Raw genomic sequence first — 21,648 nt, forward strand, 5'->3', positions numbered from 1 at the left:
TCCTCAGGACAGGCGCTCGATGGCGACGGCGGTGGCCTCGCCGCCGCCGATGCACAAGGAGGCCATGCCGCGCTTGAGGCCATGGGTCTTCAGCGCCGCCAAGAGCGTCACCAGCACCCGCGCGCCGGAGGCACCGATGGGATGGCCGAGCGCGCAGGCCCCGCCATGCACGTTCACCTTGTCGTGGGGCAGATCGAGGTCATGCATGGCGGCCAGCGCCACCACGGCGAAGGCCTCGTTCACCTCGAACAGGTCCACGTCCTTCAGGTCCCAGCCGGTGCGCTCGGAGAGCTTGCGCAGGGCGCCGATGGGGGCGGTGGGGAAGAGGTTGGGCGCCTGGGCGTGGGTGGAATGGCCCACAATGGCCGCGAGCGGAGTCAGGCCGCGCTTTTCGGCTTCCGAGCGGCGCATCAGCACCAGGGCCGCCGCGCCATCGGAGATGGAGGAGGAATTGGCGGCGGTCACCGTGCCGCCCTCGCGGAAGGCGGGCTTCAAAGTGGGGATCTTGTCCAGCTTGGCCTTCAAGGGCTGCTCGTCCTGCTCCACCACCTTCTCGGTGCGACCGGCCTTCACCGTCACCGGCACCACCTCGCCGGCAAAGGCGCCGCCGGTGATGGCCTTCTGCGCCCGCTCCAGGGAGGCGATGGCATAGTCGTCCTGCACCTTGCGGGTGAATTGGTAGCTCTGGGCGCAATCCTCGGCGAAGGTGCCCATGAGGCGGCCCTTGTCATAGGCGTCTTCCAGGCCGTCCAGGAACATGTGGTCGAGCACCCGGCCATGGCCCATGCGCAGCCCGGCGCGCGCCCGGTCGAGCAGATAGGGGGCGTTGGTCATGCTCTCCATGCCGCCCGCCACCGCCACATCGGCGGAGCCGGCGAGGATGAGGTCATGGGCCAGCATGGCCGCCTTCATGCCCGAGCCGCACATCTTGTTGACGGTGGTGGCCCCCGCCGAGAGCGGCAGGCCGGCGCCCAGCGCCGCCTGGCGGGCGGGCGCCTGGCCCTGGCCGGCGGGCAGCACGCAGCCGAACACGATTTCCTCCACCGCCTCGCGGGAGAGGCCCGCGCGGTCGAGGGCGGCGCCGATGGCGGCGGCGCCGAGTTCCGGGGCGGTGGCATCCTTCAGGTCGCCCTGGAAGCCGCCCATGGGGGTCCGGGCGGACCCGACAATGACGATGGGATCAGCACTCATGTCCGCAATCCTCCCGTTTCGGCTTCAGCGCGGCGGCATGCGCAGGGCGCCGTCGAGGCGGATGACCTCGCCGTTCAGCATGGTGTTTTCGCAGATGTGCCGCACCAAGGCGGCGAATTCCGGCGGCCGGCCGAGGCGCGGCGGGAAGGGCACGGACTTGCCCAGCGCGTCCTGCACCTCCTGCGGCATGCCCGCCATCATAGGCGTCTCGAAGATGCCCGGCGCGATGGTCACCACACGCACGCCGAACCGCGCCAGTTCGCGCGCCACCGGCAGAGTGAGGGCCGCGACACCGCCCTTGGAGGCCGCATAGGCGGCCTGGCCCACCTGTCCGTCATAGGCGGCGATGGAGGCGGTGTTCACGATCACGCCCCGCTCGCCATTCTCGTCCGGCTGTTCCTTGACGATGGCGTCGGCGGCGAGCCGCAGCATGTTGAAGGTGCCGATGAGATTGATGCTCACCGCACGGGCGAAGCTCTCCAGGCGGTGCGGCCCCTCGCGGCCCACCACCTTCTCGCCGGGCGCGACGCCGGCGCAGTTTACCAGGCCATGGAGATGGCCGAAGGCGTCCAGCGCGGTCTTCACGGCGGCGATGCCATCCGCCTCGGAGGTGACATCGGCGCGGGCAAAGCGAGCGGCATCGCCCAGCGCCGCCACGGTGGCGGCACCGGCCTCCGCATTCACATCCACCACCACCACCTTGCCGCCGGCTTCCACCAGCGCGCGGGCGACCGACGCGCCAAGGCCAGAGCCGGCGCCGGTGACGAGGAATACGCGGTCCTTGATCTGCATGCTCTGTGGTCCCGTCCGTGCGCGCGCCCGCCGGCGCGGCGCGCCAAAAATCTCATGCGTGCGGGGATCAGGGGCGTGCCGCCCCTCCTGCCGCTCCGGCGCACTTCCTCGTCCGCCCTCTGCCGGGGCGGTGGTGTTCGGCTGGATTAAGCGACGAAACCGTGTGGCAATCCAGGCCCAAACGGATCTCGCGTCGTGATCGTTTTTGCCACATGATCGCTCCTCATTCCGGGAGAGCCATGGACACGCCCGCCCCCAGCCCCGACCGGCGCATGATTTCGGCGAGCTTCGTCGCCGATGCGCTGGATTGCCTTGCCCGGCGCGGCATTGCGCAAGGACCGGTGCTCGCCGCCGCCGGCCTGCCGGCCCTGGTGCGCGAGCCGGTCTCGGCGGAGCAATATGGCGCGCTCTGGCTGGCGGTGGCGCGGGCCATGGACGACGAATTCTTCGGCCTGGGCGCCCGGCCCATGCGGCCGGGCAGCTTCACGCTTCTGTGCCACGCCATCCTCCATGCGGGCACGCTGGAGCAGGCGCTGCGGCGGGCGCTGCGCTTCCTCACCCTGGTGCTGGACGACCCGCGCGGCACGCTGGAGGTGAGCGAGGGCCATGCCCGCATCGTGCTGGCGGATGCGGGGACACCGCGCACGGCCTTCGCCTATCGCACCTATTGGATCATCCTGCACGGCATCGCCTGCTGGCTGGTGGGTCGGCGCATCCCCTTGCGGCGGGTGGATTTTCGCTGCGCCGCCCCCGCCCATGGGGCCGACTATCGCATCTTCTTCGGCGCCCCCGTGCGGTTCGCCCAAGCGGCGAGCCGATTGGAGTTCGACGCCGCCTATCTGAAGCTGCCGGTGCTGCGCACCGAGCGGGCGCTACGGGACTTCCTGCGCAAGGCGCCGGCCAACATCCTGGTGCGCTATCGCCATGATGCGGGCCTGGTGGCGTCTGTCCGCGCCATCTTGCGGGAGACGCCGCCGCCCGAATGGCCGGTTTTCGAGGACCTGGCTGCCCGCCTGCGCATCCCCGCCCCCACCTTGCGGCGGCGCCTCAAGGGCGAGGGGCAGAGCTACCAGGCCATCAAGGACGAAATCCGCCGGGCGCTCGCCACCCGGCTGCTTCTGGAGACACCGGAGGGCGTCGGCGAGATCGCCGCCCGGCTGGGCTTTGCCGAGCCCAGCGCCTTCCACCGCGCCTTCCGCAAATGGACCGCCCGCAGCCCCGCCGCCTTCCGCGCGGAGGGCGGGCCGGACTGATCCGGCCCGCCACGCCCCCTGGCTATTGCTTCTCGAACGGGAAGATGACCTTCCAGTCGGTCTTCATGTCCACCACGTTCCAGCCGCGCTTGGGGGCCTCGTCCAGCGCCTTGTCGAGGGTGCCCACCAAGGCGGTGCGGTCATAGGCCCATTCGCGCACCCCATCCGTGTGGTGCACCAGGAGAGCGAAGCGGGGACCTGAATTCAGCGTGGTCCATTGCAGCATCTCCAGGTCGCCGTCCGAATTGCCGGCGGCGAAGATGGGGCGGCGGCCGATGTTCAGCGAGATCGCCACCGGCTTGCCGGGTCCCACCGTGAACAAATCCACCCGATCGAGGCGCACGATGGACGGCGTGTTGCCCTCCAGATGATAGGCCACCCGCCCCGAGGAGCCGAAAATCTGTTCGGGCGGAATGCCATAGGCCTTGGGCATCCAGGGCCGCATGAAGGTGATGTCGCCGCCGGAGACGACGAAGGTCTTGAAGCCATTGGCCCGCAGATAGTCGAGCAGTTCCATCATCGGCTGGTAGACGAGATCCGTATAGGGACGGTTGAAGCGGGGATGGCGGGCGGTCTTGATCCACTCATTCACCCGCGCCTCGACCTCCGCGACCGTGCGGCCCGCATGGGCGCGGGTCAGCATGACCAGATATTGGCGCTCGGAAATCTCGCTGATGCGCTTGCGGTCATTTTCGAGGACCGCCTTGAAGGGTTGAACCTTCTTCCAGTCCGGGTGCTCCTTGGCCACCGCCTTGACTTCATCCACCGCGAAGACGGTGGGCACGTACATGGGCTGCTCGGCGATCAGCGTGCCGTCGCTGTCGAAGGTGGCGATGCGCTCCGGCACCGGCACGAAGTCCGGCCCGCCCTCGCGGGTGACGCGCGTGACAAAGTCGATGATGGCCGCCTTGCGCGGCCCCTCGTTCCAGGATGGGAGCGGATCGGTCTGCGCCAAGGCCGGCAGGGCGGCAAGCACCAGCAGCAGGCCCGCCAGGAGAGTGGCGAGACCGGCCGGAAGGCGCCGACGGCTCAGGCCGCGGTTGGATTGGATCATGTCATGTCCCCGCATGTGCCCCCCACAGCAGGGCGGCGGGCGCATGGTGCCACGCGCCCGCCGGGAGGCAAGGGGGCGCGCGCCTTACCGCCCGCCGGCAATGTCCATGAGCGCGCCGGTGACATAGGAGGCTTCGTCTCCCAACAGCCAGGCGATGGCCTCCGCCACCTCGTCCGCCCGGCCCGGCCGGCGCAGCGGCACGCCGGCCCCCAGCACCTGCGCCCGGTCCGGGCGGCCGCCGGAGGCGTGGATGTCGGTCTCGATCAGGCCGGGCCGCACCGCATTCACCCGCACCCCCTGCGGCCCCAATTCCTTGGCAAGGCCGATGGTCAGCGTGTCGAGGGCGCCCTTGGAGGCGGCATAGTCCACATATTCGTCCGGCGAGCCCAGCTTGGACGCCACCGAAGACACGATGACCATGGACCCGCCCGCCTGCAGGCGCCGCGCGCCCTCGCGGGCGCAGAGCACCGCGCCCATGACATTCACATCGAACATGCGCTTGAGGCGATCAAAGCTCATGTCGGCCAGGCGGGAGGCGGGGGCGACGATGCCGGAATTGATGACCACCCCCGAAAGCGGACCCAGCGCCGCCTCGCTGGCATCGAAAAGGGCGAGCACCTCGGCCTCGGCGGCAACATCGGCCTTCAGCGCCACCGCCTGCACACCGAGCGCCCTGGCCTCGCTTGCGGTCGCCTCGGCCGCCTGCGCATCGCGCACATAATTGACGGCCACCGACCACCCCCGCCGTGCCGCCGCCAAGGCCGTCGCCCGGCCGATACCCCGGCTGCCGCCGGTGATGAGAACCGCCTTGCCCATGGATGCCTCCCTTTGATCTCTTGTCCGAAGGTTAGCCCATGCCGGCGCGCCCCAGCCCCGCGCGGCGAGCAAGGGGGGCCTGCGCAATGCACTGCGGAAGGCGCGGCTCACACCTCGTTCAGATAGGCGCCGTCCCGCCGGAACACCTCGGTCAAATGGCGCAGCACGGCGCGCACGCGGCCCATGAATTCCAAATCCTCATGCACCGAGACGAACACGTCCCGCTTCACCACCACCTCCTCCGCCAGCACCGGGACGAGGCGTGGATTGGACTTGGCGGAAAACAGAGGCAGCAGCCCGATGCCCGCCCCCGCCGCGATGGCGTTCTGCTGGGCGTGCATGCTGGTGGAGCGGAAGGAGACGTTGGGCGGGTCCAGCACGTCCAAGAGCCAATGCACCGGCTGGATGGCGACGAGATCCTCCACATAGTCCACGAACACATGGTTCGGCAGGTCCGCGCGCGACGTGGGCAGGCCGCGGCGGCGGATATAATCGGGGGCGGCGTAGAGGGCGAGGCGGAACTCGCCCATCTTGCGCACCACCAGGCGCTGGCCGGAGAGCGGCACGAAGGAGATGGAAATGTCCGCCTCGCGCTTGGTCAAATTGATGAGGTGGCGCTCGGTGACCAGCTCCACCACGATGCCCGGCTCCTTCACCGCCAGCTCGGCAAAGCGCTCGGCCAGGAAGAAGGCGCCGATGCCCTCCATGGAGGCGACGCGCACCCGCCCTTCCGGCGCGCTCGGCGCGGCGCGGATGCCCTCCTCCACCTGCCCCGCCTCCTGCTCCATGCGCTCGGCGATGACAAACAGGCGATGGCCCTGCTCGGTCAGCACGAAGCCATCGGGCTTGCGGTCGAACAGCTTGACGGAGAGGTCCTTCTCCAGTTCCGAGATGCGGCGGCTGACCGTGGTGTGGTCCACCCTCAGGCGGCGCGCGGCCGTCATCAGCCGCGCCTGCCGGGCCAGTTCCAGGAAATAGACGAGGTCGTTCCAGTTGAACACGGGCAGACCCTGGCGACAGGAGGCTCCCGCGCGGGGCAGGAGCTGGGGCGGGCGGGACACCGCGGGGCACATCCCGGCGGCGGGGGCCCTCAGTCTAGCGCGACCGCGCGCCCCCCGCGCAAGAGGCGCGGGACGATTGCCTCAGGCGGCCGTGAGCTTGTCGACGCCGTAAACCGCGTTGAGCAGCAGCAGCGTGCCCACCGCGATCAGCATCTGCACCGTGCTGATGGCCGCGATGGACGGGTCGAACTGCGACTGCATGTAGCTCAACATCACCACGGGAAGCGTATTGGTGCTGGCGGTGCCGAAGAAGAAGGACAAGGGCAGATTGTCCAGCGAGATCAGCACCGCGAACAGGCTGCCGGCGAAGATGCCCGGGCGGATCAGCGGCAGCGTGGTGTAGCGCAAGGTCTGCCAGCGGGTGGCGCCCAGCACCGCCGCCGCCTCCTCGAAGTCCGGCGGCAAGGCGCGATAGACCGCCAGCACCGTGCGGCAGATATAGGGGATGGACACCACCGTATGGCTGATGAGCAAGGCGGTGAAGGAAATGCCGAACCCCATGGCCGACAAGAGATAGAGCAGAGAAAAGCCCAGCACGATGGCGGGGATGGAGATGGGCGCCAGCAGCAGATTGCCCACCATGGCCGCCGCCCGGCTGCGCGAGCGGGCCACCCACAAGGTGGCGGGCACGCCAAGCAGGATGGCGCAGGCGGCCGAGGCCAAGGCCAGCTGGATGGAAACGATCAGCGCATCAACGAAGGGCTGGTATTCCAGGATCCGCCAATACCATTGCAGGGAATAGCCCGGCATGGGGAAGGCGATGTAGCTGGCCGAGGAGAAGGAGACCACCACCACCGCCGCGATGGGCAGCAGCAGGAAGATCATGAACAGCACCACGAAGATGCCGAGCCCCCAGGCCAGGAGATCCACCCTGCGGCGGGGCCGGCGCATGGGACCGGTGGCGGGAACGGTGCTCATGACTTGATCCCCTTGCGGCGGACGAAGCGCATCTGGAGGAACAGGCAGATCATGGCCGTGACCAGGAGCACATTGCCCATCGTGGCCGCAAAGCCCACGTCCTGCGTCAGGTTGAACTGCTGGTAGATGAGCAGCGAGAGCGTCTGAACCTTGCCATCGCCCAGGAGCAGCATGGTCAGGAAGCTGCCATTGGTGATGACGAAGACCAGGATGCAGCCGGTGGCGATGCCGTCCAGCGTCAGGGGCAAGGTCACGTTGCAGAAGGCCCGCCAGCGGCTCGCCCCCAGCACGCGGGCGGATTCCTCCAACCTGAGGTCCACCCCCTGGAGCACCGCCGTGATGGACAGCACCATGAAGGGCACCATCACATGGACAAGGCCCATATAGACCGAGATGGGCTCGGACAGGATGGCGAGGGGACGCGAGATGATGCCAAGATCGGTCAGCCACACATTCATCAGGCCGCGCCGGGCAAACAACACCCGCCAGCCGAAGGTGCGCATGATGATGGAGGTGAGCAGCGGGGCGATCATGCAGAACACGATCAGCGTGTTCCAGCGCCCGGCATAGCGCACCATGAAATAGGCCACCGGATAGCCCATGATGAGGGTCACCACGGTCACAATGATCGCGACCTTGAAGGTCTCCAGGAAGATCCGGGAATAATAGGGATCGAAGAACAGCTTTTCGTAATAGACCCAGGTATCGGTGGCGGCAGCGCCGAGCGTCACCGAGCGCACCGCATTGGAGACGAGCGGCACCACCAGGAACAGGATGAGATAGGCCACCACTGGCAGCGCCCAATAGGGCGTCGCCAAGCGGAACTTGCCCCGGCGCATGGGCGGCGGATCGGGAGGCGCCATCACGGCGGCAGGGGCGGCCTGGTCGGTCATGCCCGTTCCTCGATCAGGACGGCGCTGTCCGCGTCCCAGCTGAGGCCCACATCCGTGCCCTTGGGAAGGGCGTGGCGGGTTTGGCTGTAGGCCACCAGCGGCACGTCGTGGGTGGCGCAGTCCAGTTCATAGGCCACATAGGGGCCGCGGAAGACCCAGTCGCGCACCCGCGCCTGCACGAGGCCCGCCTCCGGGGCGCCCAGCGACAGGCGCTCGGGCCGCACCACGAAGGAGACCTTGCGCCCGGCCGGCAGCGGCGCTGCGGCGCAGATGACGCCTTCCGCCGCGCCCGTGCCCAGCGAGACGCGGATGGCATTGGGATCGTCGGCGGCCAGCACCGTGCCCTCGAAGATGTTGGCGGTGCCGAGAAACTCCGACACGAAGCGGTTCTTCGGCCGCTCATAGACCTCGGTCGGCCCGCCGATCTGCACGATCTCGCCCGCCGACATGACGGCGATGCGGTCGGACATGGTGAGCGCCTCCTCCTGGTCGTGGGTGACGAGGATGGAGGTGATGCCGAGCCGCCGCTGGATCTCGCGCAGCTCGAACTGCATGCGCTCGCGCAGATTCTTGTCCAGCGCACCCAGGGGCTCGTCGAGGAGCAGCACCTTGGGGTCGGTGACCAGCGAGCGGGCAAGCGCCACGCGCTGCTGCTGTCCGCCGGACAATTGATGCACCTGGCGCTCCGCATGGGTGCCCAGCCCCACCAGCTCCAGCATGGCCCGGGCCTTGGTGTCGCGATCGAGGCGGGAGACGCCGCGCATCTTCAGGCCGAAGGCCACGTTCTCGCCCACGCTCATGTGCGGGAACAGGGAGTAGTTCTGGAAGACCATGCCGAGGTCGCGCTTGTTGGGCGGCAGGTCGGTGACATCGCGCTCGCCGATATGGATCGACCCGGTGTCGGGGATCTCGAAGCCGGCGATGGCGCGCAACGTGGTGGTCTTGCCGCAGCCGGAGGGGCCGAGCAGCGCCAGCATCTCGCCCGGCCTCACCTCCAGGTCGAGGGGTTTGAGCGCCTGCACCGCCTCATAGCGCTTGCTGATGCCGCGGATGGAAAGGGGCACGCTGCTCATGTCAGGCCTCCGGTCGGGCGCGAAGGGAGGAAAGGGAGAGGACCAGAAGGACCCGCGCGCCAGGGCGCCGGAACGGCTGCAGAGGACGGGGCGCGGGCCTCAGGTCCATGGGACGTCCTTAAAGATGTCGGTCGACGGAGATGGAGCCGATGATCCACAGCACTTTGGCAAGTTCCGTGCCGGGATTTGAGAAGGAATGGGGGATGGAGCTGTCGAACACGAAGCTGTCGCCCTCCATCAGGTGCGCTTCTTCTTCGCCCACCCGCAGGATGAACTCGCCCGATAGCACGAAGCCCGCCTTTTCCGCCGGATAGCGCATGGGCTTGTCGCCGGAGGAACTGCCAGCGGGAATGTGCAGGATCATCATCTGCAGATTGTGCGGCGTGCCGGCGGAGAGCAATTCCTTGCTGAGATAGCCGAGCTCCAGGCGCGGGCGCTGGTCCACCCGGCGCACGAAGGCGGGGTCTTTGGCCGGGGGCGGGGCGGTCTCGGAGAAGAAGGCGCTGGCGGGCAGGCCGAGCGCGTTGCGGATGGAGGTCAGCACGCGCAGCGAGGGATTGGCGAGGTCGCGCTCCACCTGGCTCAGCATGCCCACGGACACGCCGGACATCTGCGCCAGTTCCTGAAGCGAGACGCCTTTTTCCTTGCGGATGCGCCGGATCATGGCGCCCACTTCTTCGCGGCCGGACGTGTCCGATGCCGGCTCGGCGGACGGCTCCGTCGCGATGGCACTCTCCTCCGCGGACCCCAGCTTCACGGTCTTTCCTTCACTCAAGCCTGATCCCCTATATTCAGTATGTTAAAAATATCACGGACGCAACACGGGGAGCACCAGCTTACGACGGCCCGGTGTACCGGCTCAACACGACCGATGGCTGAGCGGTTGAAAATTCTTCATTTGCTCATTTTCAGAGCGCTTGCGGCACAATTTTTCCGCACCGCGGCACCGCCGGATTGTTCTCGCACCCGTTCAAACCTGTTGCGCCGTTTTTTAGGATAGTGAATAGTGATTGAAATTTTCCCGGTTCCAGACGGGCTCATTTCAGACAAAGGGGACGATGATGAGCGGACGTGCGGGTCAATGGCTTCACCTGGCGGTCGGCGCCGCCTCCATCGCCGGCCTCTGGTCCGGCCTCGCGGCTCCCGCGAACGCCGCCGACCTGGTGGTCGGCGTGTTCGGCGGCATCTGGGAGAAGGCCTATCGGGAATGCGTCGTCGCCCCCTTCGAGGCCAAGACCGGCAAGAAGGTGGATCTCGTCCTCGGCTCGCCGCCCCAGTGGCTGAACCAGATCGCCGCCAATCCCTCCAAGCCCCCTCTCGACGTGATGATGGTCACCGGCGATGTGGCCTTCGACGCCATCAACCGCGGCCTGGTGGACAAGTTCACCGTCGAGAAGGTGCCGAACCTCGCAAAGCTCGCCAAGCGCTTCACGGACGTGGGTGACGGCTATGGCGTCGCCCACAATTACGGCGGCATGGGCCTCATCTACAACAAGGCCACGGTGAAGAACCCGCCCAAGGACTGGAAGGACTTCGTCGAAGGCACCGCCTCCGGCAAGTGGCGCGCCGCGGCCCCCTCCATCAACTATACCGGCGGCGGCTCGCCCTTCATCGTCTATCAGCTCTCCACCCTCTATGGCGGCGGCCTCGACAATATCCAGCCCGGCCTCGCCCAGGCCAAGCGCATGTTGGACAGCGGCAATCTCACGCTGTGGACCGACCCCAACCAAGTGCTCAACGACCTGAAGAGCGGCGAGATCGACATGGCCGCCTATTGGGATGGCCGCGCCTGGGCCTTCATCGACGACAACAATTCCGGCTTCGGCTACACCACCCCCGCCCCCGGCGCCATGGCCGGCATCACCTGGGTGCAGAAGCCGAAGAACTCGTCGGACCTTGCCTGGGAGCTCATCAACTTCGATCTCGATGCCAAGCAGCAGGGCTGCTTCGGCTCCAAGGTGCGCTACGGCACGCCCAATGTGGACGCGGTCTACGACCCCAAGGTCGCCCACGAGATCACCAAGATCGACGAGATCATCATCCCGCCCTTCAAGGACCTGCCGCCCCGCCAGGCCAACTGGCTGGAGCAGTGGAACAAGACCATCGGCCGCTGAGGCCCCTTGCGGCGCGGCCCCTGAGCCGCGCCGTTGCCATGCGCCCTGGCGCGTATACCGACCTGATTTTACGTCATTTTTGATCCGGCCCGCGCGGCCGGCCGCTCGGAGATTGTCCCATGGGGTACCGGGTTGGGGTCGATATCGGTGGGTCCTTCACCGATTTTGCCCTGTTCGATGAAGAGACCAAGACCCTCCAGTCGCTGAAAGTCTTCTCCCGCCCGGACCAGCCGGGCGCCGAGGTGCTGGAGGGCGTGCGCTCCCTGAAGGAGCGCTACGGTATCGCGCCGCAGGACATCGTCTACTTCACCCACGGCACCACGGTGGGCGTGAACACGGTGGTGCAGCGCAAGGGCCTGAAGCTCGCGCTCTTCACCACCGAGCATTTCCGCGACGTGCTGGAATTGGCCCGGCTGAAGATCCCGGACATGTATTCGCTGCTCTCCAAGCGGCCCGAGCCTCTCATCAGCCGCGACATGGTGTTCGGCATTCCCGGCCGCATGCTGCCCGACGGCTCGGTGGAAACCATGTTGGACACGCAGGCCGTGGAAGCGGCGGCGCTGGCCGCCAAGGCGGCGGGGGCGGAAGGCATCGTCATCTCCTTCCTGCATTCCTATCGCGACGGCGCGCTGGAACTTGAGGCCAAGGCCATCATCGAGAAGGTGGTGCCGGACGTCCCGGCCTTCTGCTCCTGCGAGACCTGGCCCATCATCCGCGAATATGAGCGCACCATCACCGCCGTCATCGGCGGCTATGTGCAGCCGCGCGTCTCCCATTATCTCGGCTCGCTGCAGCAGGCGCTCAAAGATGTGGGCGTGCCCGCCGACCCGCGCCTCACCAAGTCCAATGGCGGCATCATGACCGCCGAGCAGGGCAAGCAGCAGTGCGTGCAGATGATCCTGTCGGGGACGGCCTCCGGCGTCATCGGCGCGAGCCATGTGGCGAAGCTCTGCGGCATTGACCGCTGCATGAGCCTCGACATTGGCGGCACCACCGCCGACGTCGCCCTCATCATGGACGGCCAGCCGCAATATGGCGTCGGCGAGCGCATCGGCGACTTCCAGATCTTCATTCCCTCGGTGTCGGTGAGCTCCATCGGCGAGGGCGGCGGCTCCATCGCCTGGGTGGACAAGCTCGGCGTGCTGAAGGTGGGCCCGGAAAGCGCCGGCTCGCGGCCGGGACCGGCCTGCTACGGACGCGGCGGCACGCGGGCGACCATCACGGACGCCTTCGTCTCCACCGGTCTCGTGGGCCATTCGGACCTCGGCTACAACGCCGTGCAGGTGGACAAGGACAAGGCCCGCGCGGTGGTGGGCGAGCTGGCCGACAAGCTCGGCCGCACGGTGGAAGAGACCGCCGAGGCCATCATCCAGATCGCTGTCTCCGGCATGTATTCGGAAGTCTCGGGCCTGCTCTCCCGCTTCGGCGTCGATCCGCGCGAATTCTCCATGCTGGCCTTCGGCGGCGCCGGTCCCATGATGGCCTGCTTCCTCGCCCGTGAATTGAAGATGCGCGAGGTGGTGGTGCCGCTCACACCGGGCGTGCTCAGCGCGCTCGGCGGCCTCATCGCCGACCTGAAGAACGACTTCATCAAGACGCTCTATCTGGACCTCACCCCCGAAGCTCCCGGCGTGCTCCAGGAGACTTACAAGGACCTCTCCAGCAGCGCGCTGTCCTGGCTGAAGGACGAGCAGGGCTATGACGGGCCTTATCGCTTTGTGCTCTCCGCCGAGATGCGCTATCGCGGCCAATCCTTCGAGCTGGACGCCCCCCTCACCCAGGAGATGGTGGATGCGGGCGACCTCGATGCCATCCGCGAGGCCTTCCACCTCGCCCATGAGCGCATGTACGGACACGCGGATCGCAAGGCCGCCGTGCAGCTTATCACCGCGCGCCTGGTGGTGATCGGCGAGACCGAGAAGCCGGACCTGCCCCGCCACGACCTCGTGCCGGGCATCGCCAAGGCCTCCGGCACGGCGGAGGTGTTCCTGGACGGGGCCAAGCGCACCGTCGATCTTTATCGCCGCAAGGATTTGAAGCCGGGCGAGACCTTTGCCGGCCCCTGCGTCGTCATGCAGGACGACTGCACCACGGTGGTGCCGGGCTGCTTCCTCGTCACCGTCGACGCCTATGCCAATCTGCGCATCGCCCAGGGAGACCTCGCATGATCATCGACAAGGCGGTCCTCCAGGTCCTGGCCAATCACTGCGCGGCGGCGGCCGAGAGCATGGGCTACACGCTCATGCGCACCGCCTACTCCACCTTCGTGAAGGAGACGGAAGACTTCTCCTGCCAGCTCATGACGCGCACGGGCGCCACGGTGGCCTCGCCCAAGAGCATGGGCGCCACCTGGTATACGGGCCTCGATTATGGCCCGGTCATCCGCATGTTCGATGACTACCAGGAAGGCGACGTCTACTGCACCAACGACCCCTATAGCGGCTATGTGGCCACCCACCCGCCGGACATGCACATCTGGATGCCGGTGTTCCACAAGGGGGAGCTGGTCTGCTTCGTGGGCAACCACATCCACAACACCGACATTGGCGGCGCGGTGCCGGCCTCGCTGTCGCGCACGCTCACCGAGGTGCACCAGGAAGGCATCCGCATTCCGCCCATGCGCCTCATGCGCGACGGGGTGATGAACGAGGAATTGCTGCGCATCCTCGCCCTCAATGTGCGCGTGCCCGAGCAGAATTGGGGCGACCTGAACGCCCAGCTCGCCTGCGTGAAGGTGGGCGAGCGCAAGGTCCATGACATCATCGAGCGGTTCGGCGTGGAAGCCTTCACGGACGGCCTCGACCAGCTGCTCGACTATGCCGAGGAACAGGCGCGTACCATCATCCGCTCCATCCCCGATGGCGACTACACCTTCTCCGACTATGCGGACGAGGATTCCGCCGGCGGCTATCCGGTGCGCATCTGCGTCACCGCGCGCATCCGGGGCGACAAGGTGGTGCTGGACTTCACCGGCACCGACCCGCAGCTCTCCTCCTCCCTCAACATGCCCACCGGCGGCAATCCCCACCACTCGCTGGTGACGGTGGGCCTCGTCTATGTGCTCTATACGCTCGACCCGACCATCATCCTGAATTCGGGCACGGTGCGCATGCTGGAGACCATTCTGCCGGAAGGCTCAGTGGTCAATTGCGTGCATCCGGCGGCGGTGGGCATGCGCTCGCTCCTGTGCAACGTCACCCAGACGGCGGTGATCGGCGTGTTCACCCAGGCCTTGCCAGACCGCCTGCCGGCCTCGCCGGGCAACGGCCTCAGCCTTGTCAACGTGAAGACCTCCACCCGCGACGGGCGCACGGTCATGGCCTCCATCGGCCCCATCGGCGGCGGCGGCGGCGGCGGGCCGTTCGCGGATGGCGCGGAGGGCAGCGGCGCCAACATGTCCTTCCTGAAAAACACGCCCGTAGAGATCAATGAGAGCGAGATCCCGGTGCGCGTGCGCAAATATGGTCTCGTGCCGGATTCCGGTGGCGCGGGCCTTTATCGCGGCGGCTCGGGGCTGATGATGGAGTTCCAGCTCTTCACGCCCCAATCCATGGTCACCGCCCGCAACCGCGACCGCTCCATCATCGGCGCCTGGGGCATCGTGGGCGGCAAGGCGGGGGCGGTGTCCTCCTTCACCCGCAACCCGGAAGGCCCCGCGCCCGAGGAACTGGCCAATGCCGACATCGTGCACATGCAGCCGGGCGACATCCTGCTGCTGAAGGGCCCGGGCTCCGGCGGCTATGGCCCGCCCCACGAGCGGCCGGTGGAAAAAGTGGTCCAGGACGTGAAGTGCGGCTTTATCTCCGCCGAGCGCGCCCGCGCCGATTATGGCGTGGCGCTTAACCCCGATGGGGTTGTGGACGAGGTCACCACCGCCCGCCTGCGCGCCGCCATGGCGGCCGAGCCGGTGGTTGGCCATTACGCCCATGGCGCCGGCCGCGTCGCCTTCGAGCAGGTCTGGACGGACGCCCGCTACGACCTCCTCACGCGCATCCTCGCCAAGGTGCAGGTGACCTGGCGCTTCTTTGTGAAGCACCAGCTGTTCAAGGCTCTGGACGGCCAGGTGGCCGGTCCCGACGGCGGCGTGAAGGAGCTGGAGGCGGCCTATTGCGCGCTTGCCACCCGCTTCGCCGACCTGCCGGCTCTCGACACCATCGACCCACCCGCCCAGGCGGGCGGCAAGGCCGCCGCACACTAAAGGCGGACCAAGCGAAATCCCGCCCCGACCCAGGGGCGGGACCTCGTCACCTGCGGATCATCATCGGCCGGAGGCCCCAAGCCGTCCGACCTCCTGAACGGGGAGCGCCTCATCATGTCCGCCGCCACTGCCGCAGCCGCCCCCGAGGGCGCGCAGACGCTGCTCTTTTCGCCCTTCACCTTGCGCGGGATCACCTTCCCGAACCGCATCGTCATCGCACCCATGCAGATGTACAAGGCGCGCCCGGACGGGCTGGCCACCGATTGGCATTTCCAGCATCTGGCCAAATATGCCATCGGCGGCGCCGGCACGGTGATGACGGAAGGGCTCATCGTCGACCCCATCGGCCGCAACACCTATGGGGATCTCGGCATCTGGGATGACGCGCAGATCGCGCCGCTCGCCCGCATCGTCGACTTCCTGCATGGCGAGGGCGTGATCGCCGCCGCCCAGCTCCATCATGCCGGCCCCAAATCCGCCCGCCAGCGCCCCTGGGAGGGCCTCGGCCCGCTGGGTGAGGCGGAAGCCGCCAAGGGCGAGCCACCCTGGCAGCCGGTCTCCTCCACCACGGTGGCGAGCGTCTCCAACTGGCACCAGCCCCGCGCCTTGACCGTGTCCGAGATCGAGACGCTGGTGGCCGCCTATGGCGCCGCCGCCCGCCGCGCCGATGCGGCCGGCTTCGACTGTTTCGACATCCATGCCGCCCACGGCTATCTCATCCACTCCTTCCTCTCGCCGGTGGCCAATAAGCGGGAGGATGCCTATGGCGGCGACCTCGCCGGCCGCATGCGGATCGCGCTGGAAATCGCCGAGGCGGTGCGGGCCAACCTGCCCGCGCACAAGCCGCTCTTTTTCCGCCTCTCCTGCGTGGACTGGCGCGCCGATCTCGACAGCCGCACGGACGGTTGGACCATCGAGGACAGCTGCATCCTGGCTCGGGAACTGGCCGCGCGGGGCGTCGATCTCATCGACTGCTCGTCGGGCGGCATCCGGGCGGAAAACTCCATGATGGACTATGCCCGCGAGCGCAAGAAGCTGAAGAAGGGCCACCAGGTGCCCTATGCCGAGCGCATCCGCGCCGAGACCGGCATCCCCACCATGGCGGTGGGCGTGATCCTGGACGGGCCGCAGGCGGAGGCCATTCTCCAGCGCGGCCAGGCGGACCTCATCGCCATCGGCCGCGAGGCGCTGGTGGATCCCCATTGGGGCCTCCATGCCGCGCAGGCGCTGAACGCCGATCCGCTCTGGCGCCACTGGCCGCCCTCCTATGGCTGGTGGCTGCAATTGCGCGAGAAGATCGGCGTCGAGGACTGACGCCTTCCCATTTTTCGTGTGCCGGATGCTCCGGCCCCGCCTTCCCGGAGTGCGCGCATGCGCCAGCCCCTCGACCGCATCGAAACCGACACCACCCTTCCCGACGCCGCCGACGTGGTGGTGATCGGGGGAGGCATAGCGGGCGTTTCCGCCGCCTACATGCTGGCCAAGCGCGGGCACAAGGTGGCGGTGCTGGAAAAGGGCATCGTGGGGGCCGAGCAGTCCAGCCGCAATTGGGGCTGGTGCCGCCAGCAGGGCCGCGACGTGGGCGAACTGGACCTCATGCGCCATGCCATCGGCCTGTGGCAGAGCCTGCCGCAGGAAATCGGCCGGGACCTGGGCTTCCAGCAGACGGGCGTGGTCTTCGTCACCGACAATCCCGCCGAACTTGCCTCCTGGGAGCGCTGGTCCAAGGTGGCGCGGGAGCACCAGGTCCATTCCACGCTCCTGTCGGCGGAAGAGGCGCGGGCCCGCACCCCCGGCAGCCGCAAGCGCTGGATCGGCGGGCTGACCACCCCCAGCGATGGCCGCGCGGAACCCGCCATGGCCGCCCCCGCCATCGCCGCCGGCGCCCGGCGCCTGGGTGTGCAGGTGTTCGAGAATTACGCCGCCCGTCTCCTGGAGACCACGGGCGGCAAGGTGAGCGCGGTGGTGACCGAGCGCGGCACCATCCGCACCGATGCGGTGCTGGTGGCGGGCGGCGCCTGGTCCTCGCTGTTCTGCCGCCGCCACGGCATCGACCTGCCGCAGGCGGTGGTGTGCGGATCGGTAGCGCGCACCACGCCGGGGCCGCAGGTGATGGTGGCCTCCACCTCCACCACCGGCTTTTCCGCCCGTCCCCGCACCGATGGCGGCTATACGGTCGCCATGAGCGGGCGCGGCACGGTGCACATCACGCCCTCGCTTTTAAGATACGGCCTCGCCTTCCTGCCCACCTTCCTCCAGCGACGGAAGGGGCTGAAGATCCGTTTCGGCCGGTCCTTCTTCGAGGACCTGTTCCAGTCCGCCGCCTGGGGGCCGGGCGACGTGACGCCCTTCGAGAAGACCCGCATCTGGGACCCGGCGCCCGACCCTGAGCTTCTGGCGCTGGCCATGGACGGCTTCAAGACCGCCTATCCCGAACTGGCGGACCTCGCCATCGCCGAGAGCTGGGGCGGCGCCATCGATTCCCTGCCCGACGCGGTGCCGGTCATCTCCTCCGTGCCGAAGATGGAGGGGCTCTATCTCTCCACCGGCTTCAGCGGCCACGGCTTCGGCATCGGGCCGGCGGCGGGCGTGCTGGCGGCCGATCTCATCGAGGGCCGCGCGCCGGTGGTGGACCCCCACCCCTTCCGCTATGCCCGCCTCGTGGACGGAACCCGGCTTTCGCCCGACAGCAAGCTGTGACGCTCACTCCATGAAGGTGTTGAAGCGGTTCCAGAGCTCCTGGCCCCGCTTCAATGTGGCCGGCAGGGTGTCGCGGCTGCGGCGGGCGGCGACCCCCACCAAGGCGCCCGCGAGGCTCATGAGGGCGGTGAAGGAATCGAACACCGACACGCTCACCGTCTCCACGATGAGGCGGTGGCGGGCGAGCGGCACCAGAGGCGACAGCGGGGAATCCGTCAGCGCCACCACCGGCGCGCCCAGTGCCTGGAAATGGGCCGCCGCCTTCAGCCCGTTGGGGCTGTAGCGGCGGATGGACACGCAGATGAGCAGGTCCTCGGGCCGCACCCACAGCAGCCGGTCCGCCAGCATGGCCTGCCCGGTTTCCAGCAGCACCACGTCGCGACGGCACAGATTGAGATGGGAAAAGATGAAATAGGCGATGGCATAGCTGTCCTTCTCGCCGATCACATAGATGCGCCCCCGCGCCGCCAACAGGGCGGCCACTACCGCGTCGAAGGCGGCCGGGTCCACCTGGCCGAAGGTGGCCTTCAGATTGTCGGTCTCGGCGGCAAGATGCCGGGCGAGAAACTCGGCGGTGGAGGCGGAAGGGTCGTCCACGAGGCCGATGCGGTCCACCGGGGAATTCAGCTTGGTGGCCACCTCGCGGCGGATCTCATCCTGCGCCTGGGCGAAGCTGTCATAGCCGAGCTTGGCGAAGAAGCGCACCACGGTGGCGGCGCTGATGCCCGTGGTGCGGGCGATGGCGGAGGCCGATTGCAGGATCGCCTGGGGATAGTTGCGGGCGAGATAATGGGCGATGTCCTGTTCGCGCGCGGTGAAATTCGCCTGCGCGGTCTCCAGGCGCTCCATGAGCGTCATGTGCTGTCTCAACCCCGTTCATCCCATGCCCGAACCACCTGTGGAGCCACGTTCGCCAACGTCCACATTTTGCGCAAGGGCTGCGAATGAAATGTTCTTTACACGAAACTGAGATTGAGAAACATTGGTTTCATCAGACTTCCTTCCGCTGTGTCTCGCCACGCGCCTGAAGGGAGCCTTCCGCTGCGATAAGAGGGCCCCGATGCCTCTGCCCGAAGATCCCGTCGCCATCGTCACCGGCGCCGCCCGTGGCATCGGCCGCGCTTGTGCCGAGGAATTGGCCAAGAAGGGCTTCCGCGTCGCCCTCGCCGATCTCGACAGCGACGATCTGGACGAGGCGACTCAGGCGGTGGGCGGCTTCGGCCCCGGCGCCATTGCCCTGCGCGGCGACGTGGCGGATTTCGATCAGGTGCAAATGCTCGCCGGCTCGGTGGTGGCCCGCTGGGGGCGGGTGGATGTGCTGGTCAACAATGCCGGCATCTCCCAGCCCAAGACCTTGCTGGAGATTTCCGAGGCCGAGTTCGACCGCACCATCGCGGTGAACCTGAAGGGCCATTTCAACTGGTGCAAGGCGGTGGCCGCCGGCATGGTGGAGCAGAAGGGCGGGCGCATCATCAACATGTCGTCGGTGAGCGCCGGCACGGGCGGCGCCCCCTCGGCGGTGAGCAAGTTCGCCTATGTGGCCTCCAAGGCCGCCGTGCAGGGGCTGACGCGGGGGCTGGCCAAGGAATTGGCGCCCTATGTGACGGTCAACGCCATCTGCCCCGGCTCCATCGAGACCAGCCTCACCCGCGCCCTCATCGACGCCCGGCGCGAGGCCATTACCGGCACCATCCCGCTCGCCCGCCTCGGTACGCCCTTGGACATTGCCGTGGTGGTGGCCTTCCTGGCGACGGTGGAGCCCAATTTCATCACCGGCGAGATCATCGATGTGGATGGCGGCCAGTGGGTCAACTGATGCCGTCCTCCTTCCCGCGACCTTGAGGATCATCCCATGAGCGCCGACGCCGCCGCCTCCCTCGCCCCCCTCGCCATCGTCACCGGCGCGGCGCGCGGCATCGGCCGTGCGGTGGCCGAGCGTCTTCACCAGGAGGGCTATCGCCTCGCCCTCCTCGACCGCGAAGCCGGCGAGGTGGAAAGCCTCGCCGCGACCCTGTCTGCCGACGGCCCTGTTGCGCGCGCCTACGCCCCTGACATGCGCGTAACGGCGGCCGTCGGCGACACCTTCGCCGCCCTCTCCCATGACCTCGGCACCCCCGATGCTCTCGTGAACAGCGCCGGCATCTATCCCGACGTGTCCGCCATCGACATGCGGGAAGAAGACTGGGACGTGGTGCTGGACGTGAACCTGAAGGGCACCTTCTTCGCCTGCCAGGCCTTCGCCCGCCTGCGGCGGGATGCGGGCGGTGGCGGCGCCATCGTCAATCTCGCTTCCACGGCGGCCTTTTCCGCCCGCGCGGGCGCGGTGCACTATGCCGCCTCCAAGGGCGGCGTGGTCATGCTCACCAAGGGCCTGGCCCTCGAATGGCGGGACCTCGGCATCCGCGTGAACGCGGTGGCGCCCGGCCTCATCGAGGTACGCGAGGGCCAGGTTTCCGGTGCCTATCGCCAGCAATTCCTGACCATGATCCCGAGCGGGCGCATCGGCGTGCCCGCGGACATTTCCGGCGTGGTGGCCTTCCTGCTCTCCCCCGACGCCGCCTTCATGAATGCGGAATGCGTGGTGGTGGATGGCGGCTTCCTCGCCGGTCGTCCCTTGCAGCGCGCCGGCACACCCAATCCCGCCGCCAGCTGAGCCCCATTTCAAGAGGAGCGCCCTCATGAGCGACACCCCGAAGCTCGAACCCTGGCAATGGCCGGAAGAGCAGTGGCGCCGCATCGTCAACCAGGTGCGCGCTGGCCGTGCGCTGCGCCCCACTGCCTGGCCCGGCGGCGCGCGCTGCGCCGTGGCGCTCTCCTTCGACAGCGACCACGAGACCTCCGAACTGCGCGACGGCGGCAAGTCCATCGGCCGCATGTCCTGGGGCGAATATGGGGCCCGCGTGGCCGTGCCGCGCATCCTCAATCTGCTCGCCAAATATGACGTGAAGGCCACCTTCTACGTCCCCGCCGTGGTCGCCCTCCTGCACCCCGACGAGCAGCGCCGCATCGTGGCCGAAGGCCATGAGATCGGCATCCATGGCTGGATCCACGAGCTGAATTCCGTGCTGCCCTATGAGGACGAGCGCGACCTCATGCTGCGCTCCACCGACACGCTGGAGCAGATCACCGGCGTGCGCCCGGTGGGCCTGCGCACCCCCTCCTGGGACTTCAGCCCCTCCACCCTGCGGATCGAGAAGGAGATGGGGCTCCTCTACGATTCCTCCCTCATGGCGGACGTGGATTGCTACGAGCTGCTGCTGGATGGTGAGCCGAGTGGCGTGCTGGAATTGCCGGTGGAATGGATCCGCGACGACGCGGTCTATTTCATGATGCACCGCTTCCAGTCGCTGCGGCCCTATACGCCGCCCACCGACGTGCTGGACATCTTCCGGCGCGAGTTCGACGGCGCCTATGAGGAAGGCGGCATCTGCCAGATCACCATGCATCCCCACATCACCGGCTATCGCTCCCGCATCTTCATCCTGGAAGAGCTGATCCGGCACGCCAAGGCGCGGGGCGACGTGTGGTTCGGCACCCACGCGCAAGTGGTGGAATGGGCGCGTGACCATGCGGCCTGAGACCCAT

Annotated in this window: 19 protein-coding genes; 9 read left to right on the forward strand and 10 right to left on the reverse strand. The window is 67.8% G+C overall.

The features are described from left to right. Positions 1-3 precede the first annotated feature (3 nt). A complete protein-coding gene (locus ACT54L_RS03250) occupies positions 4-1,191 on the reverse strand; it encodes an acetyl-CoA C-acyltransferase (protein WP_476084095.1) in 1,188 nt (395 codons plus the stop codon). A gap of 24 nt (positions 1,192-1,215) precedes the next feature. After that, the gene (locus ACT54L_RS03255) at positions 1,216-1,983 is read right to left on the reverse strand and encodes a 3-hydroxyacyl-CoA dehydrogenase (protein WP_476084096.1); all 768 of its coding nucleotides are present in this window, start codon (positions 1,981-1,983) and stop codon (positions 1,216-1,218) included. A gap of 239 nt (positions 1,984-2,222) precedes the next feature. Here ACT54L_RS03255 and ACT54L_RS03260 point away from each other — a divergent pair, with 239 nt between their 5' ends. Next, on the forward strand, positions 2,223-3,236 hold the full coding sequence (locus tag ACT54L_RS03260) for an AraC family transcriptional regulator (RefSeq protein ID WP_476084097.1): 1,014 nt from the start codon (positions 2,223-2,225) through the stop codon (positions 3,234-3,236). Between the two features lie 22 nt (positions 3,237-3,258). Here ACT54L_RS03260 and ACT54L_RS03265 read toward each other — a convergent pair whose 3' ends face one another. From ACT54L_RS03265 to ACT54L_RS03295, 7 genes are all read right to left on the reverse strand, one after another. After that, positions 3,259-4,290 carry an HAD family hydrolase gene (locus ACT54L_RS03265; protein WP_476084098.1) on the reverse strand — a complete coding sequence of 344 codons (1,032 nt, stop codon included), beginning with the start codon at positions 4,288-4,290 and terminating at the stop codon, positions 3,259-3,261. Between the two features lie 84 nt (positions 4,291-4,374). After that, positions 4,375-5,106: an SDR family oxidoreductase gene (locus ACT54L_RS03270; RefSeq protein ID WP_476084099.1), complete on the reverse strand. Its 732-nt coding sequence runs from the start codon at positions 5,104-5,106 to the stop codon at positions 4,375-4,377. Positions 5,107-5,213: 107 nt separating this feature from the next. Then, a complete protein-coding gene (locus ACT54L_RS03275) occupies positions 5,214-6,107 on the reverse strand; it encodes a LysR family transcriptional regulator (RefSeq protein ID WP_476084406.1) in 894 nt (297 codons plus the stop codon). Between the two features lie 141 nt (positions 6,108-6,248). Next, a complete protein-coding gene (locus ACT54L_RS03280) occupies positions 6,249-7,085 on the reverse strand; it encodes an ABC transporter permease (protein ID WP_476084100.1) in 837 nt (278 codons plus the stop codon). Next, on the reverse strand, positions 7,082-7,978 hold the full coding sequence (locus ACT54L_RS03285) for an ABC transporter permease (RefSeq protein WP_476084101.1): 897 nt from the start codon (positions 7,976-7,978) through the stop codon (positions 7,082-7,084). Before ACT54L_RS03285 ends, ACT54L_RS03280 begins: the two co-directional genes overlap by 4 nt. Then, positions 7,975-9,051: an ABC transporter ATP-binding protein gene (locus tag ACT54L_RS03290; protein WP_476084102.1), complete on the reverse strand. Its 1,077-nt coding sequence runs from the start codon at positions 9,049-9,051 to the stop codon at positions 7,975-7,977. Before ACT54L_RS03290 ends, ACT54L_RS03285 begins: the two co-directional genes overlap by 4 nt. A 118-nt stretch (positions 9,052-9,169) precedes the next feature. Then, a complete protein-coding gene (locus ACT54L_RS03295) occupies positions 9,170-9,808 on the reverse strand; it encodes a cupin domain-containing protein (RefSeq protein ID WP_476084103.1) in 639 nt (212 codons plus the stop codon). A gap of 304 nt (positions 9,809-10,112) precedes the next feature. Here ACT54L_RS03295 and ACT54L_RS03300 point away from each other — a divergent pair, with 304 nt between their 5' ends. From ACT54L_RS03300 to ACT54L_RS03320, 5 genes are all read left to right on the forward strand, one after another. Continuing rightward, positions 10,113-11,165, forward strand: a complete 1,053-nt coding sequence (locus ACT54L_RS03300; protein ID WP_476084104.1) for an extracellular solute-binding protein — start codon at positions 10,113-10,115, stop codon at positions 11,163-11,165. 119 nt (positions 11,166-11,284) lie between these two features. Then, positions 11,285-13,333, forward strand: a complete 2,049-nt coding sequence (locus ACT54L_RS03305; protein ID WP_476084105.1) for a hydantoinase/oxoprolinase family protein — start codon at positions 11,285-11,287, stop codon at positions 13,331-13,333. After that, a complete protein-coding gene (locus ACT54L_RS03310; RefSeq protein WP_476084106.1) occupies positions 13,330-15,363 on the forward strand; it encodes a hydantoinase B/oxoprolinase family protein in 2,034 nt (677 codons plus the stop codon). The genes ACT54L_RS03305 and ACT54L_RS03310 overlap by 4 nt, the downstream gene beginning before the upstream one ends. 114 nt (positions 15,364-15,477) lie before the next feature. Then, positions 15,478-16,677, forward strand: a complete 1,200-nt coding sequence (locus ACT54L_RS03315; protein ID WP_476084107.1) for an NADH:flavin oxidoreductase/NADH oxidase — start codon at positions 15,478-15,480, stop codon at positions 16,675-16,677. 57 nt (positions 16,678-16,734) lie between these two features. Further along, positions 16,735-18,063 carry an NAD(P)/FAD-dependent oxidoreductase gene (locus ACT54L_RS03320; RefSeq protein ID WP_476084108.1) on the forward strand — a complete coding sequence of 443 codons (1,329 nt, stop codon included), beginning with the start codon at positions 16,735-16,737 and terminating at the stop codon, positions 18,061-18,063. Between the two features lie 3 nt (positions 18,064-18,066). Here the strand turns inward: ACT54L_RS03320 and ACT54L_RS03325 are convergent, their stop codons facing one another. Then, positions 18,067-18,921, reverse strand: a complete 855-nt coding sequence (locus ACT54L_RS03325; RefSeq protein ID WP_476084109.1) for a MurR/RpiR family transcriptional regulator — start codon at positions 18,919-18,921, stop codon at positions 18,067-18,069. 202 nt (positions 18,922-19,123) lie between these two features. Here ACT54L_RS03325 and ACT54L_RS03330 point away from each other — a divergent pair, with 202 nt between their 5' ends. Genes ACT54L_RS03330 through ACT54L_RS03340 form a run of 3 tightly spaced genes read left to right on the forward strand, consistent with a single transcriptional unit; the run spans position 19,124 to position 21,641 of the window. Further along, the gene (locus ACT54L_RS03330; RefSeq protein WP_476084110.1) at positions 19,124-19,879 is read left to right on the forward strand and encodes an SDR family NAD(P)-dependent oxidoreductase; all 756 of its coding nucleotides are present in this window, start codon (positions 19,124-19,126) and stop codon (positions 19,877-19,879) included. Between the two features lie 36 nt (positions 19,880-19,915). Then, positions 19,916-20,716 (forward strand): SDR family NAD(P)-dependent oxidoreductase, encoded by an 801-nt coding sequence (locus ACT54L_RS03335; protein ID WP_476084111.1) that lies wholly within the window; start codon positions 19,916-19,918, stop codon positions 20,714-20,716. 25 nt (positions 20,717-20,741) lie between these two features. Then, entirely contained in the window at positions 20,742-21,641 is a 900-nt protein-coding gene (locus ACT54L_RS03340) for a polysaccharide deacetylase family protein (RefSeq protein ID WP_476084112.1), read from the forward strand. The last annotated feature ends 7 nt before the right edge of the window (positions 21,642-21,648 follow it).

The sequence above is a fragment of the Aquabacter sp. DMC10 genome, assembly GCF_056314145.1.

Bases quoted from the DNA above. Each gene is read 5' to 3' on its own strand.
- ACT54L_RS03270 (WP_476084099.1), bottom strand. From the start codon at position 5,106: ATGGGCAAGGCGGTTCTCATCACCGGCGGCAGCCGGGGTATCGGCCGG.
- ACT54L_RS03320 (WP_476084108.1), top strand. From the start codon at position 16,735: ATGCGCCAGCCCCTCGACCGCATCGAAACCGACACCACCCTTCCCGAC.
- ACT54L_RS03265 (WP_476084098.1), bottom strand. From the start codon at position 4,290: ATGATCCAATCCAACCGCGGCCTGAGCCGTCGGCGCCTTCCGGCCGGT.
- ACT54L_RS03300 (WP_476084104.1), top strand. From the start codon at position 10,113: ATGAGCGGACGTGCGGGTCAATGGCTTCACCTGGCGGTCGGCGCCGCC.
- ACT54L_RS03280 (WP_476084100.1), bottom strand. From the start codon at position 7,085: ATGAGCACCGTTCCCGCCACCGGTCCCATGCGCCGGCCCCGCCGCAGG.
- ACT54L_RS03255 (WP_476084096.1), bottom strand. From the start codon at position 1,983: ATGCAGATCAAGGACCGCGTATTCCTCGTCACCGGCGCCGGCTCTGGC.
- ACT54L_RS03290 (WP_476084102.1), bottom strand. From the start codon at position 9,051: ATGAGCAGCGTGCCCCTTTCCATCCGCGGCATCAGCAAGCGCTATGAG.
- ACT54L_RS03340 (WP_476084112.1), top strand. From the start codon at position 20,742: ATGAGCGACACCCCGAAGCTCGAACCCTGGCAATGGCCGGAAGAGCAG.
- ACT54L_RS03260 (WP_476084097.1), top strand. From the start codon at position 2,223: ATGGACACGCCCGCCCCCAGCCCCGACCGGCGCATGATTTCGGCGAGC.
- ACT54L_RS03285 (WP_476084101.1), bottom strand. From the start codon at position 7,978: ATGACCGACCAGGCCGCCCCTGCCGCCGTGATGGCGCCTCCCGATCCG.
- ACT54L_RS03335 (WP_476084111.1), top strand. From the start codon at position 19,916: ATGAGCGCCGACGCCGCCGCCTCCCTCGCCCCCCTCGCCATCGTCACC.
- ACT54L_RS03325 (WP_476084109.1), bottom strand. From the start codon at position 18,921: ATGACGCTCATGGAGCGCCTGGAGACCGCGCAGGCGAATTTCACCGCG.
- ACT54L_RS03310 (WP_476084106.1), top strand. From the start codon at position 13,330: ATGATCATCGACAAGGCGGTCCTCCAGGTCCTGGCCAATCACTGCGCG.
- ACT54L_RS03315 (WP_476084107.1), top strand. From the start codon at position 15,478: ATGTCCGCCGCCACTGCCGCAGCCGCCCCCGAGGGCGCGCAGACGCTG.
- ACT54L_RS03330 (WP_476084110.1), top strand. From the start codon at position 19,124: ATGCCTCTGCCCGAAGATCCCGTCGCCATCGTCACCGGCGCCGCCCGT.
- ACT54L_RS03305 (WP_476084105.1), top strand. From the start codon at position 11,285: ATGGGGTACCGGGTTGGGGTCGATATCGGTGGGTCCTTCACCGATTTT.
- ACT54L_RS03250 (WP_476084095.1), bottom strand. From the start codon at position 1,191: ATGAGTGCTGATCCCATCGTCATTGTCGGGTCCGCCCGGACCCCCATG.